The 17,426-nt window shown below is 64.3% G+C and carries 23 protein-coding genes; 8 read left to right on the top strand and 15 right to left on the bottom strand.

All coding sequences use genetic code 11. The annotated features are described in order from the left end of the window. The first annotated feature begins 17 nt into the window (after window positions 1-17). Window positions 18-1,679: a thermosome subunit beta gene (gene thsB, locus OB905_11615; GenBank protein MCU4926621.1), complete on the top strand. Its 1,662-nt coding sequence runs from the start codon at window positions 18-20 to the stop codon at window positions 1,677-1,679. A 193-nt stretch (window positions 1,680-1,872) separates the two neighbouring features. Here the strand turns inward: thsB and OB905_11610 are convergent, their stop codons facing one another. After that, complete coding sequence (locus OB905_11610; GenBank protein ID MCU4926620.1) at window positions 1,873-2,337, bottom strand: Lrp/AsnC family transcriptional regulator; 465 nt, start codon at window positions 2,335-2,337, stop codon at window positions 1,873-1,875. 125 nt (window positions 2,338-2,462) lie between these two features. Here OB905_11610 and glnA point away from each other — a divergent pair, with 125 nt between their 5' ends. Further along, a complete protein-coding gene (glnA, locus tag OB905_11605; protein MCU4926619.1) occupies window positions 2,463-3,818 on the top strand; it encodes a type I glutamate--ammonia ligase in 1,356 nt (451 codons plus the stop codon). A gap of 96 nt (window positions 3,819-3,914) precedes the next feature. Here glnA and OB905_11600 read toward each other — a convergent pair whose 3' ends face one another. The 3 genes from OB905_11600 to OB905_11590 all read right to left on the bottom strand — a co-directional run bounded on the left by OB905_11600 (window position 3,915) and on the right by OB905_11590 (window position 7,401). After that, window positions 3,915-4,820 carry a phosphatase PAP2 family protein gene (locus OB905_11600; GenBank protein MCU4926618.1) on the bottom strand — a complete coding sequence of 302 codons (906 nt, stop codon included), beginning with the start codon at window positions 4,818-4,820 and terminating at the stop codon, window positions 3,915-3,917. Between the two features lie 43 nt (window positions 4,821-4,863). Then, window positions 4,864-6,201, bottom strand: a complete 1,338-nt coding sequence (locus OB905_11595) for a YihY family inner membrane protein (protein MCU4926617.1) — start codon at window positions 6,199-6,201, stop codon at window positions 4,864-4,866. 81 nt (window positions 6,202-6,282) lie between these two features. Further along, complete coding sequence (locus tag OB905_11590; protein ID MCU4926616.1) at window positions 6,283-7,401, bottom strand: tRNA (guanine(26)-N(2))-dimethyltransferase; 1,119 nt, start codon at window positions 7,399-7,401, stop codon at window positions 6,283-6,285. A gap of 96 nt (window positions 7,402-7,497) precedes the next feature. On the opposite strand from OB905_11590, the gene OB905_11585 reads away from it, so the two are divergent. Both OB905_11585 and OB905_11580 read left to right on the top strand, forming a co-directional pair. Further along, complete coding sequence (locus OB905_11585) at window positions 7,498-7,947, top strand: S-layer protein (protein MCU4926615.1); 450 nt, start codon at window positions 7,498-7,500, stop codon at window positions 7,945-7,947. A 59-nt stretch (window positions 7,948-8,006) separates the two neighbouring features. Beyond that, the gene (locus tag OB905_11580; GenBank protein ID MCU4926614.1) at window positions 8,007-8,363 is read left to right on the top strand and encodes an SWIM zinc finger family protein; all 357 of its coding nucleotides are present in this window, start codon (window positions 8,007-8,009) and stop codon (window positions 8,361-8,363) included. Between the two features lie 138 nt (window positions 8,364-8,501). On the opposite strand, the gene OB905_11575 is transcribed toward OB905_11580, so the two are convergent. Then, window positions 8,502-8,696, bottom strand: a complete 195-nt coding sequence (locus OB905_11575; GenBank protein MCU4926613.1) for a DUF5786 family protein — start codon at window positions 8,694-8,696, stop codon at window positions 8,502-8,504. Between the two features lie 245 nt (window positions 8,697-8,941). On the opposite strand from OB905_11575, the gene OB905_11570 reads away from it, so the two are divergent. Further along, a complete protein-coding gene (locus OB905_11570) occupies window positions 8,942-9,601 on the top strand; it encodes a helix-turn-helix domain-containing protein (GenBank protein ID MCU4926612.1) in 660 nt (219 codons plus the stop codon). A 288-nt stretch (window positions 9,602-9,889) separates the two neighbouring features. Here OB905_11570 and OB905_11565 read toward each other — a convergent pair whose 3' ends face one another. After that, window positions 9,890-10,156 (bottom strand): hypothetical protein, encoded by a 267-nt coding sequence (locus OB905_11565; GenBank protein MCU4926611.1) that lies wholly within the window; start codon window positions 10,154-10,156, stop codon window positions 9,890-9,892. A 157-nt stretch (window positions 10,157-10,313) separates the two neighbouring features. Continuing rightward, complete coding sequence (hisH, locus tag OB905_11560) at window positions 10,314-10,976, bottom strand: imidazole glycerol phosphate synthase subunit HisH (GenBank protein MCU4926610.1); 663 nt, start codon at window positions 10,974-10,976, stop codon at window positions 10,314-10,316. A gap of 144 nt (window positions 10,977-11,120) precedes the next feature. Between hisH and OB905_11555 the strand changes: the two genes are divergently transcribed. Then, the gene (locus OB905_11555) at window positions 11,121-11,555 is read left to right on the top strand and encodes a hypothetical protein (protein ID MCU4926609.1); all 435 of its coding nucleotides are present in this window, start codon (window positions 11,121-11,123) and stop codon (window positions 11,553-11,555) included. Between the two features lie 4 nt (window positions 11,556-11,559). On the opposite strand, the gene OB905_11550 is transcribed toward OB905_11555, so the two are convergent. The 3 genes from OB905_11550 to OB905_11540 form a co-directional block, all read right to left on the bottom strand. Next, on the bottom strand, window positions 11,560-12,159 hold the full coding sequence (locus OB905_11550) for a uracil-DNA glycosylase (GenBank protein MCU4926608.1): 600 nt from the start codon (window positions 12,157-12,159) through the stop codon (window positions 11,560-11,562). A 102-nt stretch (window positions 12,160-12,261) separates the two neighbouring features. After that, window positions 12,262-12,834: a DUF99 family protein gene (locus OB905_11545; GenBank protein MCU4926607.1), complete on the bottom strand. Its 573-nt coding sequence runs from the start codon at window positions 12,832-12,834 to the stop codon at window positions 12,262-12,264. Next, window positions 12,834-13,004 (bottom strand): DUF5786 family protein, encoded by a 171-nt coding sequence (locus tag OB905_11540; GenBank protein ID MCU4926606.1) that lies wholly within the window; start codon window positions 13,002-13,004, stop codon window positions 12,834-12,836. The genes OB905_11545 and OB905_11540 overlap by 1 nt, the downstream gene beginning before the upstream one ends. A 145-nt stretch (window positions 13,005-13,149) precedes the next feature. Here OB905_11540 and OB905_11535 point away from each other — a divergent pair, with 145 nt between their 5' ends. Then, window positions 13,150-13,761: an MBL fold metallo-hydrolase gene (locus OB905_11535; GenBank protein ID MCU4926605.1), complete on the top strand. Its 612-nt coding sequence runs from the start codon at window positions 13,150-13,152 to the stop codon at window positions 13,759-13,761. A gap of 68 nt (window positions 13,762-13,829) precedes the next feature. On the opposite strand, the gene OB905_11530 is transcribed toward OB905_11535, so the two are convergent. The 3 genes from OB905_11530 to OB905_11520 form a co-directional block, all read right to left on the bottom strand. After that, window positions 13,830-13,979: a 50S ribosomal protein L40e gene (locus OB905_11530; GenBank protein MCU4926604.1), complete on the bottom strand. Its 150-nt coding sequence runs from the start codon at window positions 13,977-13,979 to the stop codon at window positions 13,830-13,832. Window positions 13,980-14,056: 77 nt separating this feature from the next. After that, window positions 14,057-14,560 (bottom strand): DUF367 family protein, encoded by a 504-nt coding sequence (locus OB905_11525; GenBank protein MCU4926603.1) that lies wholly within the window; start codon window positions 14,558-14,560, stop codon window positions 14,057-14,059. A 109-nt stretch (window positions 14,561-14,669) separates the two neighbouring features. Beyond that, a complete protein-coding gene (locus OB905_11520; protein MCU4926602.1) occupies window positions 14,670-15,185 on the bottom strand; it encodes a hypothetical protein in 516 nt (171 codons plus the stop codon). Window positions 15,186-15,399: 214 nt separating this feature from the next. Between OB905_11520 and OB905_11515 the strand changes: the two genes are divergently transcribed. Continuing rightward, window positions 15,400-15,735: a nuclear transport factor 2 family protein gene (locus OB905_11515; GenBank protein ID MCU4926601.1), complete on the top strand. Its 336-nt coding sequence runs from the start codon at window positions 15,400-15,402 to the stop codon at window positions 15,733-15,735. Between the two features lie 48 nt (window positions 15,736-15,783). On the opposite strand, the gene OB905_11510 is transcribed toward OB905_11515, so the two are convergent. After that, entirely contained in the window at window positions 15,784-16,929 is a 1,146-nt protein-coding gene (locus OB905_11510; GenBank protein MCU4926600.1) for a rhodanese-like domain-containing protein, read from the bottom strand. After that, window positions 16,923-17,279 carry a hypothetical protein gene (locus OB905_11505; protein ID MCU4926599.1) on the bottom strand — a complete coding sequence of 119 codons (357 nt, stop codon included), beginning with the start codon at window positions 17,277-17,279 and terminating at the stop codon, window positions 16,923-16,925. The genes OB905_11510 and OB905_11505 overlap by 7 nt, the downstream gene beginning before the upstream one ends. Window positions 17,280-17,426 lie beyond the last annotated feature (147 nt).

Raw genomic sequence — 17,426 nt, 5'->3', positions numbered from 1 at the left:
CATAGAATCGGCTGACTATGAGTCAGCGAATGCAGCAGGGTCAGCCGATGATCGTTATGAGCGAGGACTCCCAGCGCGTCAAGGATCAGGACGCGCAGGACTACAACATCAGCGCTGCCCGCGCAGTCGCCGAGGCAGTTCGCTCGACGCTCGGACCGAAGGGAATGGATAAGATGCTCGTCGACTCGACGGGCTCGGTCACGATCACCAACGACGGCGTGACCATTCTGAAGGAGATGGACATCGACAACCCGACGGCCGAGATGATCATCGAGGTCGCCGAAACCCAGGAGGACGAAGCCGGCGACGGCACTACGACGGCCGTCGCGGTCACGGGCGAACTCCTCAAGAACGCCGAGGATCTCTTAGAGCAGGACATCCACCCGACGGCGATCATCAAGGGCTTCCACCTTGCCGCCGAGCAGGCCCGCGCGGAGATCGACGACATCGCGACGGAGATCGACACCTCCGACGAGGACCTGCTTCGCAAGGTTGCCGAGACGTCGATGACCGGCAAGGGCGCCGAGGTCAACAAAGAGCACCTCTCCCAGCTTATCGTCGACGCCGTCTCCGGCGTCACCGTCGAGGCCGACGACGGCGAGAACGTCGTCGACCTCGAGTACCTCAACATCGAGACCCAGTCGGGCCGCGGCGTCGGCGAGTCCGACCTCCTCGAAGGCGGCATCGTCGACAAGGACCCGGTCCACGACAACATGCCCAACAGCGCCGAGGACGCCGACGTCCTCCTGCTCAACGACCCGATCGAGGTCGAGGAAACCGACGTCGACACCGAGGTATCCGTCACGGATCCCGACCAGCTCCAGAAGTTCTTAGACCGTGAGGAAAAGCAGCTGCGCGAGAAGGTCGACCACATCGTCGACACCGGCGCCGACGTCGTTCTCTGCCAGAAGGGCATCGACGACCTCGCCCAGCACTACCTCGCCAAGGAGGGTATCCTGGCGGTTCGCCGCGTCAAGAAGTCCGACCTCGAGTTCTTAAAAGAAGTCCTCGGCGGCGCCATCGTCTCCGATCTCGAGAGCGCGAGCGCGGACGACCTCGGACACGGCGACCTCACCCGTGACGACGAGGACGAACTGTTCTACGTCGAGGGCGAGGACGCCCACGGCGTCACCCTCCTGCTTCGCGGTTCGACCGACCACGTCGTCGACGAACTCGAGCGTGGCATCAACGACGCACTCGACGTCGTCGCGACGACCGTTTCCGACGGGCGCGTGCTCGCTGGCGGCGGCGCAATCGAGGTCGAACTCGCCTCGCGCCTGCGTGACTACGCCGACTCCGTCTCCGGACGCGAGCAGCTGGCCGTCGAGGCCTTCGCCGACTCGCTCGAGCTCGTCCCGCGCGTGCTCGCCGAGAACGCCGGCCTCGACAGCATCGACACGCTCGTCGACCTCCGCGCAGCCCACGAGGACGACGAGATCCGCGCCGGTCTGAACGTCTTCTCGGGCGACGTCGAGGACACCTTCGAGGCCGGCGTCGTCGAACCGGCCCACGCCAAAGAGCAGGCCGTGACCTCCGCCGCGGAGGCCGCGAACCTCGTGCTCAAGATCGACGACATCATCTCCGCCGGCGACCTCTCGACCGACAAGGGCGACGACCAGGAAGGCGCCCCCGGCGGCGGCATGGGCGGCATGGGCGGCGGCATGGGCGGCATGATGTAACACCGCGGGACACACCGCTTTGCGCTCGTTCCGTTCCGTTCGACGACCGACGATCCGTTTTTTGTGGCCGTCTCGAGACTGGGCTGGCCAGACCCCACCACGACCGAGCCGATCGTCTGTCGTTACAAGCTGATCGTACACCGTTATAATCGCACGTCGGACCGAGCGACCGAACGCGCGTAGTACCGCAGAATTAGCTGTCTTCGTCGACGTCGAGCTCGAACTGTTCGTTCTCCGAGACTGCGTTGAGCACGACGCTCGTGTTCGAGGCCTTGATGTCCGGGTCGGTCAGCAGCGCCTTGATCTGGTCGTTCATCCCATCGGTGTCTTTGAACTTGCCGATGGCGATGACGTCGTAGTCACCCGTGACTTCGTAGACGCTGGTCATCTGTCGGTGTTCGCTGAGGGTGTCGGTGATGTCCGGGAGTGCGTCACCTTCGACCTGGAGCTGGATCACGGCGGTCACGTCGTAGCCGACCGCGTCGTAGTCCACTCGAGGCGTGTAGCCTTCGATGACTCCTTCCTCCTCTAAGTCCGAGAGGTGGTTCGAGATCGTCGTCACCGAGACGTCGAGATCCTCTGCGAGACTTCGCAGACTCGCTCGGCCATCGCCTAGCAGTGCATTTACCAATTTTGCATCGAGATTTTCGTACGTCATCAACTCCATCCTCTCACTCCACCCTTTAGAACTTTACGAATATCCAATTACGTGGCGACGAGGGAAGATTTGCTCGATGCAGTAGCATTAATGTACTAGGGATAGTTTGATAGCACGACGAGAAGATGACAAGCGGAAATCTCACAAGTGCCGAACAGGACGTATTGGATCAGATCGAGGAACACGACGTCGACTTCCTTCGCCTCCAGTTCACCGACATTCTCGGTGTGGTGAAGAACGTCTCCGTCCCAGCCCGCCAGGCTGAGAAAGCGTTCACCGAGGGAATCTACTTCGACGGCTCTTCGATCGAAGGCTTCGTCCGTATCCAGGAGTCGGACATGCGTCTCAAGCCCGACCCAGAGACGTTCGCGGTCCTGCCATGGCGCCAGAAGGAGAACAGCGCTGCCGGTCGGATGATCTGTGACGTCATCAACACCTCGACTGGCGAGCCGTTCAAGGGCGACCCCCGCTACGTGCTCAAGCAGGCCCTAGAGCGTGCCGAGGAGATGGGGTACACGGTCAATGCGGCTCCCGAGCCGGAGTTCTTCCTCTTCGAGGAGGACGAGGAGGGCCGCGCGACGACGAAGACCAACGACGCCGGCGGCTACTTCGACCTCGCGCCAAAAGACCTCGCACAGGACGTGCGCCGTGACATCATCTACGGACTCGAGGACATGGGCTTCGAGGTCGAGGCCAGCCACCACGAGGTCGCCCAGGGGCAACACGAGATCAACTTCGAGTACGACGACGCCCTGACGACGGCCGACAACGTCGGCACCTTCCGGACGGTCGTTCGTGCTATTGCGGCCCAGCACGACCTCCACGCGACGTTCATGCCCAAGCCAATCCCGAAGATCAACGGCTCGGGGATGCACACGCACCTCTCGCTGTTCACCGAGGACGGCGAGAACGCGTTCCACGACGGCGACGACGAGTTCGACCTCTCGGAGACGGCAAAGCAGTTCACCGCCGGTATCTTAGAGCACGCTCCGGCGATCACCGCCGTCGCGAATCCGACGGTCAACAGCTACAAGCGACTGGTCCCCGGCTACGAGGCGCCCGTCTACGTCGCCTGGTCCGACCGCAACCGCTCGGCGCTGATCCGCAAGCCGGCCGCACGCGTCCCGGCCGCCAGCCGCGTCGAAGCGCGCTTCCCCGACCCGTCCTGTAACCCGTACCTCGCACTCGCGACGCTCATCCAGGCCGGTCTCGAGGGCATCGAGAAGGGTCTCGAGTGTCCCGACCCCGTCCGCGAGAACATCTACGAGTTCGACGAGGAGAAACGCGAGGAGTACGGCATCGAGACGCTGCCGACGAACCTCGGCGAGGCCGTCGACGCCTTAGAGGAGGACGAGGTCATCCTTGATGCCCTCGGCCCGCACATCGGACCGAAGTTCGTCGAGGCAAAGAGCCAGGAGTTCTCGGAGTACCTCGTCGACGTCTCCCAGTGGGAGCTCGACCGGTACTTAGAGACGTTCTAAGGCTCCGACTACGGTCCTTACTGATGCGCCGCGATCTCCGCGTCGCTTTTTTTGTATCTTTGGCGACTCCGTCTCCGTCCGCTACGGTGTGTACTGTCAAGAAACAGCACCGGTCGACGCCTCCCAGTGAGGGAGCGCGAGCACTACCGCTGCGCCGACGAGTCCGACGAGGAACCAGGCGGCGTACCCCTCGAGAACCACCAGCAGTGCCGCGATCGCCGCCAACAGCGCGAGTCCGGTGAGGATGCGGGCGCCCGCGCCGACCGTGAGCGACCACGGCGCCTGTGGCGGTGGCGCGTACCACCACAGCGCGAGGCCCGCGATCGCGGCGCCAAACAGGGCCGCCGCGTCCGGCCGCCCGCCGACGAGTAGCGCCAGCAGCGCGATTGTAGCGACGGTCGCGAACACGCCCTGTGTCGCCGTCTCTTGCCCTCGACCGGACAGCCACGCCCGGATCGCGAGCACGACGGCCAGATAGCCAAGCGCGATCGCGGTTCCAATCACGACGTCGAACGGGTAGTGCAGGCCGGCGCCGACCCGCGAGAAGCCGACGAGTGCGATCATCGTCGCCGCGACGCCGTAGCGCATTCGGCGCGTCCCGTAGTTCGTCTCGAGTGCGAGCATCGTCCAGAGCACCGTTCCCGCGATGGCGTGTCCACTCGGAAAGCTCGTCGTTCCGACTTCGACGGCGGGCGCGTAGACGAGCGCGACCACAGTGGGGAGACTCTCCGGTGCGATCGCCGGCCCGACGCCCGGTCGCGCAACCGAAAAGAAGCCCTTCAGCCCGACCATGACGGCGTAGCCGCCCATGACGATCCCCACCCAGGGGGCAAACCGGTGGCGGTCGACGAGCCAGTAACAGCAGACGACCGTCGGCGCGACGATCCAGACGCTACCGAAGTACGAGAGAAACGCGAAGACGAATGCCATCCACTCCGGGAACGTGTCACGGACGGCTTCGACGTGGGACGGCTCGAACACCGTGATGCCGACGTGGAACATAGTGTCTGACTGTCATTTCCGCAGCGTAGCTGTTCCTGTTGGGCTAGGAGCGCCACTCGCCGACTCGATCTCGGAGGCGACCCGGGAGCCCGAGTACCGAGAGTCCGGCTCCGAACAGCACCATCAGCACGTAGACGCCGAGCGTCGAGGTCCAGACGACGAACATCGCGAGGATGGCCCAGCCACCCTCAAGGAATCGAAACGCCGCGACGGCCATGATCGTCCCGTAGAGCAACACCAGGTACGGCCCCCAGCCGTGGGCGTGGCTGCGCCGCACGCGCCGACGGACGTAGCGTTTGAGCTCGGACTCTACGGACTCCTTGCGAACCGTTCGGCGCTCGACGTCGTCCTCGAACGACTCGACCTGGTCGCGAAGGCGCGCGATCTCCTCGCGAAGCGCCTGCGGGTCGTCGGCTCTGTCCCGCGTCCGGGACGTTCCGCGCCCATCCGACCCATCGGCGCCGCTCCGGCGCTCTTCGCGGGGGTCGTCCCCTCGCGGGTCCGCACCCGTCCCGTCCTCGTCGGCGCTGCTGGCGTCGTCGGACATCGCTTCTGTCGAGATCTGTCGCGCTCCCGGACTTTGTAGCTGCCGATCCGTGTCACGGCCCGCGAGTACCGCATTCACCACGGCGCCGAAGACGACGACGGCCGACGCCACGTATAGCCAGGCCAGCACGAGAAAGACGGCACCGATCGCCCCGTAGACGGCGAATTCGCCCGCGAAAGCCGCGTAGAGGCCGAACGTCCGACTGAGTAGGAACCAGCCGATCGTTGCCACGATCGCCCCGGGGAGAGCCTCTCGAACTCCGACGTTCGCGTCCGGGAAGACGACGTACATCGGCAGAAAGGCCGCCAGCAGACCGAGCACGACGAGCGCGTAGCCGACCACGGTCAGTCCGGTTAGCGCTGGCGGAACGAACAGCAACACGGCTTCGATCACAGCGACGGCGCCGAGACCGACTACGATTGCGGCGGAGACGATGAGCACGTCCCAGAGGGAGTCGACGAACGACTTCGCCGCGGCAGTTCCGTACACCAGCGCGAAGGCTCTGTCGAGCCCGCGAAGCACCCGACTCGAACCCCACAGCAAGCCGACCGCTCCCACGGCCGTCGCGCTCCGTCTGCCCGTGTCGTCGACCAGCGTCTCGGCGACGAGATCGAGCGCCGAGGGCGTGAGCACGTCGCTCGCGGCGGTCGTGACGCGGGCCACGAGCGCGTCCCCGCCGACGGTCGTTGCGAGCGCGACGGTCAGCAGTGCCAGGGGGACCAGCGAGACGAATGCGTAGAAGGCGACACCGGCAGCCAACAGTGTCAGCTGTTCGGTCCGTGCGAGGGAAATCGAGCGTCCCAGGACGTCTTCGGCGCGATGGCGGTCGAGCACGCCCACAGTATCACTTCCCAGAGGCAAATAGCGGGTGGGATGGCGCACGCTGTGGTGGTTCGAGCCAGGCCACCGACGGGCTCAGTCGGTCAGTTCCGACGCCGTCGCTGCCCGGATCTCGCCCACGTCGGCGTCCGTCTTGAACGTCGTTCCGCCGTAGTGAGCCGGCGACGCGCGGTAGCCCGCCTTTCGGAGATCAGCGAGGAAGTCGTCCATCGCGTTAGCCGGCAGCCCCCAGTTCTTACAGAGTTTGTGCTGGTCGTAGTGGGTCGGCTCGGCGAGTTCGCCGGCGAGGGTCTCTATGAGGTCGCGGGCAGTTTCGGCGGTCGCGAACTCGTCCGGGATCGCCTCCCGGACGGTCGCTGTGAATTCCAGGTCGACGGTGGCACCGAGCCAGAGCGGGCCGGCTGCAAGAATTCGGTCGCCTCCACAGTTCGGACACGCTTCCAGCGTGTTCGCGATCAACCCCGACTGAGTCTCGCGGTAGAGACAGTCTTCGCAGTGACTGAGCGTGCCCAGCTCCGAGAGTGTGGCGTCGGCGGCGGTTGCGCGACGGTCGAGTTCGAGATACGTCCGCACGTAATGACTCGTCGCGTGGGTCACGAGCGGGGTGATCCCGACGTCGAAGCGGGCCGCACTCCGGGCGAGCGCCGAGAGCAGCGTTCGGACGCCCATCTCCGGGTGGTACTCCGTGTTCCGGGGGACCGATCCGTACGAGCGGACGCCGCTGGCGAAGTGGGCGCCACACAGCGGCGCGGTGTCGGTCGCGGTTACGCAGACGAGGTTGTGACAGTTCGCGAACGCGGCGTCGGCAAAGGGCATCGGCGTTCCGAACGGGTCGAGATCGACGACGTCGAACATCGAGTCGTGCAAGAGTGCGTTGACGTTGCGTCGCACAACCTCACCCTCCAGATCGTTCCGCTCGAAGTTCTCCCGGGCCAGGGAGACGGCCCCTTCGTCGATATCACAGCAGGTCACGTCCCAGCCGTCGGCAGCGGCGCGGACGCCCCGAACGCCGCTTGCCGCCATTCCGTCCAGGTAGCGCTCGGCTCGCGGCTCACGCTCGCGGTAGGCCCGCAGGACCGCGATCGTCAGATCACGGTTTAACTCCTGGCGCGGGTTGTAGAACACCGACTCCTCGAACCCCTCCGTCTGCTCGCCGGGTACCGCGATCTCGACGCCACCCTCCGTCACGCGCATACAGTCAGATGGTCGCGGTACCGCGAAAAGCGACCCGGTTTTCGCGTTCCGATCAGTGTCAAAAGAGTCAAATCACACTGGTTTGATAGGTGTACTATGCACACGTCTGCGGTTACCCGGCGCCAGTTTGGCGCCGCGGCTCTCGCAACCGTTTCCGCCGCCCTCGCGGGGTGCCTCAATAACAACGGTGACGACGAGAACCTCGACACCGGCGGAACGCCAGTCCACCTGGTCGTCTCTTTGGAAAACGACGATGGCGAACCGGTCTCTGAGGGCGTTTCGGTCACGATATCGCACGACGAGCAGAGTTTCACCAGTAACTTCCAACACGAAATCGACGGCGGACGCCTCGTCGCTCGGACGCTCGCAGATCCCGGCGCGTACACCGTGACCGTCGAAAGCTTAGCCGACGAGTTCGACGTCGTCGAGCGCGAGGTGTCACTCGACGAGGCCAACGACGAAGATGACGCGGAGGATAACGCGACGGAGATCACGATCGAACTCCCTGGAGCAACTGGTGACGGAGAGCGCGAGGAGGACGGCTGAGCCTCTCGCTTTCGTCCAACAACCAAACGGATTTGACGGTTCGGTACCCAGACCTGAACGTGTCCGCGTCGAATCCCGTCGAGCGGTGGCAAGCTCGCCTCGAGGAGACGGGTCGCCTCACGCCGGAGATCGTCGACCGGATCACCCGGATTCACGACGATCGCGGCGCCCGCGCGATCGAGGCCGTCGGCGAAGGGCGAGTCAAGGCCTACCAGGACTTTACCATCGTCGTCGGCTACGAGGATGAGTACATCGTCGAAGACGGCGGCTGTACCTGTAAGGACTACGAGTACAATCTCGATGCGGACGACCCCACGGATCTCTGCTGGCACATTCTCGCGGTCGCCATCGCGCGACGAATCGGTCACGTCGATTACCACGACATGTGGTACTCCGAGGTTCGAGAACTGCTTTAGCGGTCGGTTGACTACGCTTCCCTCCTCCGAACCCGTGCTACCCAGTGGTCATCACTTCGCGGCGGTCGATCGCCGGTGGCTGGTGGATCTCAACGGAATCGACGAGCGACTTCATAGACACCCCCGGTTCCGGGCGTCTTACTCGTCTTTGGCGGCCTTCTTCTCCTTGATCTCCTGAAGCTGTCCGAGGAGGGCGTCGGTCGACCCTCCCGTCTCGACGCTCATTTCGCCGTCGTGGTCGTTCTGGTGGACGTTGACGGCCGCGTCCTCGTCGTCTTCGGTTCCGGCGTCAGGTTGGCGCTGTTCGGACTCGTCGTAGCTTCCAAAACCCATACTACCGCAGCGATCGCCCGGCGATAAAGCGCCACCGGTCCGCCGGCGCCTCGCGTTGCCCTCCCACGGTAGCTCGTCGTATGCGGGTGCGTGGCTCTGTTGACTGGTGCCCTCTCTGACAATTACTCCCGTAGAATCCGTGTTCACTACAGTTGTGTATCGACCGGCCATCGTTCTAATAATCGCACAGCACGCGGTGCGTGCTCCGCGGAGGTTTTTACAGCCAGCGAGACATCATTTCAGCAATGGCTACTGAGGCTACGTTTACCGTTCCATCCGATCAGTTCCCCCTTGGTACCGTGTTCGCTCAATTGCCGGACGTGACGGTCGAACTAGAGCGACTGATCCCGTCGCGTGACGTGGTAATCCCCTACTTCTGGGTTCGGGGGACGGACGTTGCGAACATCGAGGACGCGTTTTCTGATCATCCGGGCGTCAATCGAATCCAGCTCGTCGATTCCGTCGATGATGAGTCTCTGCTACGTGTCGAGTGGTCACTCGAATACGACGACGTGTTGAGTGTGTTGACCGAGACCGACATCCCGCTTATCAAAGCTATCGGCACAAGCCGTCGGTGGACGTTCGACATCCGCGGAGATTCCCGAAGTGATGTCGCAACCTTTCACTCTCGGTGTCAAGAGTTGGACATTCCAGTCACGCTGACCGAACTGCACGCACTGACGCCGGTCGAGACTGAAACTGAGGCAGCACTCACTGACACACAGCAAGAAGCGCTGGTACTGGCCTATCAGCGTGGGTACTTCGAGTCCCCGCGTGAGGTGACGATGGAAGAACTCGGCGACGAACTCGGTATTTCCCAGCAGGCCATCGCGTCTCGACTCCGCCGTGGGACGAAACACATCCTCGGGCGCACCCTTCCCGAAACGTCGGATTCGAATCGATAACTCGCTTAAAAAGCTGTTGTACTCCCAACAGTAGCGCTGACAGTGGTATCCGTCGAACAATGGGTAACTGATGCCCGAGGGAGACAGCGATCGAACGGTCATCACGTGTCTCAATTGTGGATCAGCCTACGCTGCGCTGGAATGGCCCGACGGTACAATACAGCCAATTGGGAAGCGAGACGGGTGTGACTGCGGATCAACGGAGTTTCACACCGTCGAAACGACGAGTACGGCGGATGTTCGTGGTAACTGAATTGGTCGACTACCGGAACGCATCCTGCTCTTGGGTCATCTGCGTTGAATACGTAACTCGGCGTCCGTACTGTCCACTCGATACTCCCCAATGGGGAACTGCACAGAAACACCGTCACCGCTGGCCAGCAGGGTGTCGAGGGCATCAGGATCGACCCAGTCATAGACTCTGATATCGTGAGTCTCCGAGAGAGTTTCCAACTCAACCCCTTCGAGTGTTGCAATAGCGTCGACGATTGCAACACTCGGCTTCAAATCGGTCGTTTGTAGATCGACCACGAGTGCGTTGTCTGCTCCCTCCATAGAGAGTGCTAGCAACAGAAGTCGGTTGGGTGTTCTGGTACATCTCTAGAAAAGCCGCGCTGGTCGTTTTGGGACCTGTACTGACTGAGAAATGTACACCTACAACCCTCACACGCACTCTGTAACGCTGGTTACGTCCCGCTGTCGTCGCGACAGATCACTCTGCCGCGCAGATCTCGACGAAGTTTCGCAGAATCTGCAGCCCCGTCTCACCGCTCTTTTCGGGGTGGAACTGCGTCCCGAAGACGTTGCCGGCCTCGTTGGCGACGATCGAGGGGAACGTCCGCTCGTAGTCCGTGCTGGCGACGATCGCGGCCTCGTCGTCGGGGACCGCATAGTACGAGTGGACGAAGTAGGCGTACTCTCCGTCTACCCCTTCAACGAGTGGGTGCTCGCGCTCGATCACCAGTTCGTTCCAGCCCATGTGGGGCACCTTCTGGCCGTCGTCGAATCGGACGTTCGTTCCCGGGACGAGATCCAGCCCCGATACGGCGGCGTCGCCGTCGGTCTCTCCCTCTTCGCTCGCAGTCAGCAGCATCTGCATTCCCAGACAGATCCCGAACAGGGGCTGGCCGCGCTCGGCGACCGCCAACAGATCGTCGCGGATTGGATCGGCGTTCTCGACTCCCTCGCGGAAGGCGCCGACACCGGGGAGGACGACGCCGTCAGCAGCTTCGAACGCAGCGGGGTCGTCCGTGATCTCGACGGCTGCGCCTGCGCGTTCCAATCCGCGGGTGACGCTGCGGAGGTTCCCGAGGCCGTAGTCGACGACGACCACCTCGGCGAGTGCGTTTTCGGGCGGCGAGAGTGTCGTGTTCATGTCTGCCCGTCGGTGGCGCGCGGGCAAGTGCGTTGCCCTTCGCGCAACGCGCGCGAGGCATCGAGTCGGCGGGTTGTTCGCCGTGACTTTCCGTCGCTGCGAACCGTGCGAGATATTATCAACCTGTAGAACTGTTTTGATTCTATGACCCTCCGATCCTCGATTCTCGGCACTCGGCCGGCGCGCACTCGCGTGCTGGCGCTTGCAGCTCTGATCCCGACCCTCGCGTCGGTGGCGTTTTTGCTCGAGTACGATGCGGTGCTCTCGCTAACACTGCTCGTCGCCGTCGCCGTGGTCGTCACCCTTTACGCCGGCTGGGCGCGAGCCGGCGTGATCGCGGGGCTGTCGCCGGTCTTCCTCGCGATCCTCTGGCGGTTCGTCGTTCCGCCGCTGATCGGCTACATCAGGTGGTCAGAGGAGACGCGCTACACCCCGCCGCGGCTCCTCGGTTACAAGCGCGACCCGCCCGGCGAGCTCGTCGAGGGGATCACGAATGGGGTTCCGTCGGCCCTGATCGGGGCGCTCGTCATCGGGGGTGTGGCGTACCTGCTCGGCTCGCGCGTCCGACGGCGGCTGTAGCCACTCAAAAGCCGTCCAGTCGCGACTGGCCGCTCTCGCTTCCCGCTACGTCCGCGAGATCGGCTGCCGTCGCGAGCGCCTCGGCGAACGTCTCCTCCTGGCTCCGATCGTACAGCGTCGCCGCGGGGTGGACCGAGATCACGACCCGCCGGGGCGTCTCGGCGATTCGCACCTCCTCGACGGTGCCTGCCTCCGACGTCACCGCGACCGAGCGCTCCAGCAAGTGCTCGCTGGGGACCTTTCCCAGCGTGACGATCACGTCCGGATCGAGGCGGTCGAGTTCGGTCTCTAAGTAGCCCCGGCAGTTCCCCAGTTCCTCACGGGTCGGATCCCGATTGTCGGGCGGTCGACAGCGCACGCAGTTCGTGATCCGGATGTCGGACCGTGCGAGCCCGACCCGTCGAAGCCCATCGTCTAGCACCGTGCCGCTACGCCCGACGAACGGTTCGCCGCGCTCGTCTTCGGTCGCGCCGGGTCCCTCGCCGACGAAGACCACGTCGGCGTCTTCGGGACCCGTTCCGTTGACGATCCGGCTGCGCGACTCGACGAGCGCCGGGCACCGCTCGCAGGCGGTCACCTCGACGCCCTCCATCTGCTCGTCCATAGCGGTCGGTCGAACGGCCCGGTACTACGTGTTTCGGCTCGCGAACGCCGGGTCGGCCCACCCGGTTCAATTTGGCGTGCTGCGACGGGGTTGACTCGGCGTTCACGGCTGGCTCGACTTCTCTCGGTAGCGCCGGGCCGCCCGCGCGGCCAGCCGGGCGACGCGAATCGGCTCCGGCCGCCCGCCCGAATCGGTAAACGCCTGGACGACGCGCTCGGCTTCTTGGCGTTCACAGCCCACCGCGCGGACGTACATTGTCTCTGATCCAACAGCGACCGGCTCTCGCGGCGGCAGAGCGCGGTAGCGTGTCAGCCGCCTTTCGAGCTCCACTCCCGAAAATTCAGCTCGGAGCGCGGGCGCTAACCCGTCGCTCTCTTCGAAGGTGACAGCAATCACCGGCCCGTCGCTCGCTTCGGCCAGCCGTTCGAGGTCGAGGACGTTGTACCACGCCGGTGCGACCGCCCCCAGAAGCACGTACCGCGCGTCCGGCCGGTCGAGATCGGCGAGTAGGGAGCCGACGGCCGCAGTCGCGTCGGTGCCGCCGACCGTGCAGTCGGCATAGCTGAGGCCGTCGACGATCCCGTCGGCCCGGACGACTGCGCCGGCGAGGGTGGCAGTCTGCCGATCGTCGCCGGCCGATTCGGCGACGCCGACCGCCCGCACCCCCGATTTCATCACTCCTCTTTGATCTCCTCGAGACGATCGAGTAGCTCGTCGTTTGTGGCCCCGTTTTCGAACTCGATGCTTCCCTGGTGGCTGTGTTCTTCGGACTCAACCGCGTCGTCCTCGTCAAAATCGGCGTCGACGTCCTGCTGCTCGGATTCGTCGTAGCTTCCGAATCCCATACAGACACACGTATGCGAGCCACGGCAAAAAGTTCCGGGGTTGTCCCAGTTTGCGTTTTTAATTCCCGGTTCGTGCCGGCCGATCGCGACCACCATCGTGCTCGCGCCAGGGTTATCCTTCCGCAAGCCGACGCTCCGAGCACGCATGGACGTCACCAACGTCACCGAGGACGCCGAGTCGTTCACCGCAAACGCCTACCTCGTGGTCGGCGACCGGACGGTACTCGTCGACGCCGGCGCGTGGGACGGGGCCGTCGACGAGATTCGCGAGCACGCAGACGGCCTCGATGCGGTCGTCCTGACCCACCAACACGGCGACCACGTCGCCAGCCTCGAGGCAGTCGTCGACGCCTTCGACCCCGACGTCTACGCCTTCGACGACCACTCGGCCCGAACGCACGAACTCGCGGACGGCGACACGATCCGGATCGGCGACGAGGACTTCGACGTCGTCTACACGCCGGGCCACGCCGACGATCACGTCTCGATGGTTTCTGACACCGCACTCTTTTCGGGCGACGTGGTCGTCCACGACGACGGCGCCTTCGACGACGGCAGCTTTGGCCGGACCGATAGACCCGGACAGTCCCGCGAACGGCTGATCGAGAGTATCGAAGAACTGCTCGACCGCATGCCCGACACCGTCGAGCAGATGTACGCGGGCCACGGCGGCGTCTTCCACGGCGATGTCCGGACCGTCGTCGAGCGGGCCTTAGAGCGGGCCGAGAGACGCGAGCCGAAGTATCCCGACGAGTGACGGCTCCGGCTGTCGAGAAACAGAGCTGTAGCTGGCAGGCAAACAGGAAATAGTGCGAGAACCGACGATCAGGCCGCGCGGGCTTCTTTCGCTTTCGGTCGGAGCTTCTTGTAACCGCACTTGCGACAGCGCTTTGCCTCCTTGGAGTTGCGGGCGTTACAGCGCATGCAGATCATCTTCTCGAGCGTTCGTTTTTCCGCGGCGTCGAAACTGGCCATACGGGTTCGTTACGCGCTGGCGCATTTAACCGCTGTGGTCCGCAGTTTGGCGGCGCGGTAGCCATCCGGTATCGGCCTCACTCCTCGTCGGCTAGATACTCGGATTGCACGGCGACGACCTCGGTGGAGTCCGCGCAGTCGGCGTACCGGCGCAGCGGCTCCTCGTTGAGTTCCAGAAACGTCTCGCCCCAGCGAAGGGGCTCCAGCAGGTCGGCGGCCGCCTCGTTCTCGCCGAAGATACAGAGCGCGGCCGCGAGCGCCTCGGCGGTCGTCAGCTCGAACGGGCGGCCGAAGTTGACCGGGTTTGCGGCGACGAGAAAGGGGAGGGCGCGGTGGACGCCGGGCATCGAAAAGGCGGCCGCTTCTGCGGACTCCCAGGAGCAGTCGAGTGCGACGAGCGTCCCGAGGGCCTCCTCGGCGTCGGCCGGCGAGAGCGCCTGCTCGGCGTGGGGGTTGAGTACGACACCGTAGGGCACCGCGGACATCGAGCGATGGAGGATCGCCCGATCGAACTTCTCGAGGCGCCGAGCAGTGCACTTCTTCGGGTCGTCGTCGCCCTCGTAGTAGACGTGGACCTCCACTACTTGGGCGTAGGCGCGAGCATGGCAAAAGCCGGTCGGTTCGGGTCGTTACGCACTGGGACAGTTATGCACTGGCCCGCGGTTCCGTATGGCCCACGATTCAGTGCGATCACACTTCGTCCTCGTGCGTACTCTCGGTACCGTCGTTCCAGTGCGTGAGAAACGCTCGTTGCACCGTCGAACCGACCTCCTCGCGGGGTATTCTCAGCAGCCGCGCGTGCGTATACGCCACGTCGGAACGCGACGAATCCGGTATGCACGTGAACACGTGTATCGTCGACTCGTCTTCTAAACCGACGGCGCTGATTTCGAACGCGTCCGAGGAAACCGACGAGATCGCCTGGACACCGACGATCACCGACGTTTCGAAATCCGTCTCGCGGATGAACCGGAACTCCCGATCGAACTTCTCGGCGTGATCGGCGGCCGTAGCCAGCCGAATCCCCTGCTCGAATCCGATGATGTCCCTGCTGGAACGCTGACTCTCGTACGACAGCTCCTCGATATCTCGTGATGGACAGCCACCTCCGAACCGGGTACTGAGTTCGTCGACCGTTTCAAGGCATCCTGCGAGGCTCGCTGTCATCGCGACGCCAGCGCCACGTAACACGTCGCGTCTGTTCATGTCCTTTTTTTAATATTATCGTATATAACTCTGGCTTCCCCCTCAAAACGAGGCCGACCGCGCTCGGCGAGGGTGATCGCGGAGAGGTTGGTGATCACGGTCGTCCCGTGAGTCATGGTCGTGGATCTCGCGCCCGGGAAAAGACGCTCGGGCCGCCGAGAGCGTTCTCGGCTCGACGCCGAGCCTTTTTGCGCCCCGGGACGAACTCGCCGGCATGAACGCCGAAACGGTCGTGCGGCGGTACTACGACGCGCTGGACGAACACGAGTACGACACCCTCCGTGCCGTTCTCGACCCAGCATTCGTCCAGCAGCGACCGGACCGAACGTTCGAGGGCCGGGACGCCTTCGTCCGGTTCATGCGCGAGGAGCGACCGAATCCGGACACGACCCACGAGCTGGCCGGACACGTCGTCGATCCCGACCGCGGCTGCGTCGCAGCCCACGGGCGCGTCCTCGACGGTGACCGGGAGCTATTCGAATTCGCGGATTTCTTCGAACTCGACGAGAATGGCGAGTCAATTGTGCGCCTCGACACCTACTCGCGGTAGGCGTCGGCGGCTACCGCTTCGCTGGCGATCTGTGGCATCCCGCGTTGCCTACGCCGAGCAGTTGTTCGGCCCCATCTCGAGTTCGATCCGCTCCTCGGGCGGGACCTCGAGTGCTCCGCGATTGCGGTCGATGATCTCCTCGTAGTTCGCCGGCTTCTCTCCGGCGTCTGCAAGCCGGTCGACGAACGCCTCCTCGTCCATCGCGAGGACGTCGATCCCGGTTCGGGCCTCCCCGATCGTCGTCTGGATCGCCTCGCCGGGCGCACCGTGGCCGAACTTCCCATCCGCGGTGACGGTGACGTGGCCGGGCAGTACGACGATATCCTCGGGCTCGGCGAGCACCGTCCGGTGGAGCGACTCGTAGAGCATTCGTGCTCCCTCCTCACCTTCGTCTTCGCTGAACTCGAGTTCCGTCCGGCCCGTCGAGTCGACGTGGAGCGTGTCGGCGGTTAACAGCGCCGCGTCGTCGACGAGGATCGAGAGCATCTCGCTGGTGTGGCCGGGCGTGTAGACGGCCTTCATCGCCACGTTTCCGACCTCGAGCACTTCGTTTCGCTCGAGAGGGTCGTACTCGACCGCGACGTCGCGCTCGTCGACCCGCGCGCTCAGGTAGTAGGGGACGTCGTGGGCGTCCGCAAGTTTCCGGCCGCCAGAGACGTGGTCGGCGTGGACGTGCGTGTCGATCACGCCGACGATTTCGAGACCGGACTCCTCGGCTGCGATGACGAACTCGTCGGTATCGGCAGTGGGATCGACGACGACCGCCTCACCTGTCTCGGGGCAGCCGACGACGTAGCCCAGACACCCCTTCGCCCGGCGTTGGACCTGTACGACCGAGACGTCCTCGCCGGCGTCGATTTCGACGTGATCGTAGACGCCGCTCCAGCCTTGCATGCCGCCCTCGACGGCCTCGACCTCGTAGGCGTCGGTCGCCGACTCGAGTTGCGTCGCCAGATTCGCCGAGGAGATCCCCTTCGCACAGATGGTGATCACGCGCTCTGCGTCACCGACGACCGACTCGAGCTCTTCGAGCCGGCCGTCTAACTCCTCCTCGGGACCGAACGGGAAGTGCAATGCGTCGTCGACGTGCCAGGACTCGTAGCTCTCTTCGGGCCGCGTATCAACGAGGGCGTACGTTACCTCCGGATCGTCTTGCAGCGCCGCGAGCCGATCCGCAGAGAGTGTCGTTACCATACCGGGTGTACGCGATTCGGGGCCCTAAATGTCGCCCCTTGTCGGTCGAGGTCGGTTCGGCACCGATCTGCTACAGTGTCGCCCCGCCACTCACGCGTCGGCTTCCTCATCATCCCCGTCCTCGTCGGGTCGGGGTGGCCGCCGGTGGAGTCCTCTTCGTCGATGGGACCACCGCCGCCACCGTTCGTCTCGTTGTCGGCCTCGTCCGGGTGATCGATGCCGTCGTCCTCGCCCTCCTCGCCGGGTCCCTCGTCGCCGCAGCCAGCCAGCGCCGCGATCGAGCCGGTGGCGACGAGTGCGGTACCCGTGATCGTCCGCCTGCGGCTCACCGATCTCGTCGAGTCAGTCATCGACGGCGATTGTGTGCTGGTGCGGATAGTCGCCGTGCTTGCGACGGCAGCAAAACCGGTCGATCCTGCACCCACCGGGCTCCGGGGGACCGTCCCGCCGACTCGAAGAGTCGAAATCCCTACGTGGGCGCCCTTCGAACGCCGCGT

The organism is Halobacteria archaeon AArc-dxtr1 (genome assembly GCA_025517425.1).
Taxonomy (GTDB): domain Archaea; phylum Halobacteriota; class Halobacteria; order Halobacteriales; family Natrialbaceae; genus Halostagnicola.
The sequence above is the reverse complement of the archived record's forward strand: the minus strand, read 5'-3'. Positions and strand labels throughout refer to the sequence as shown.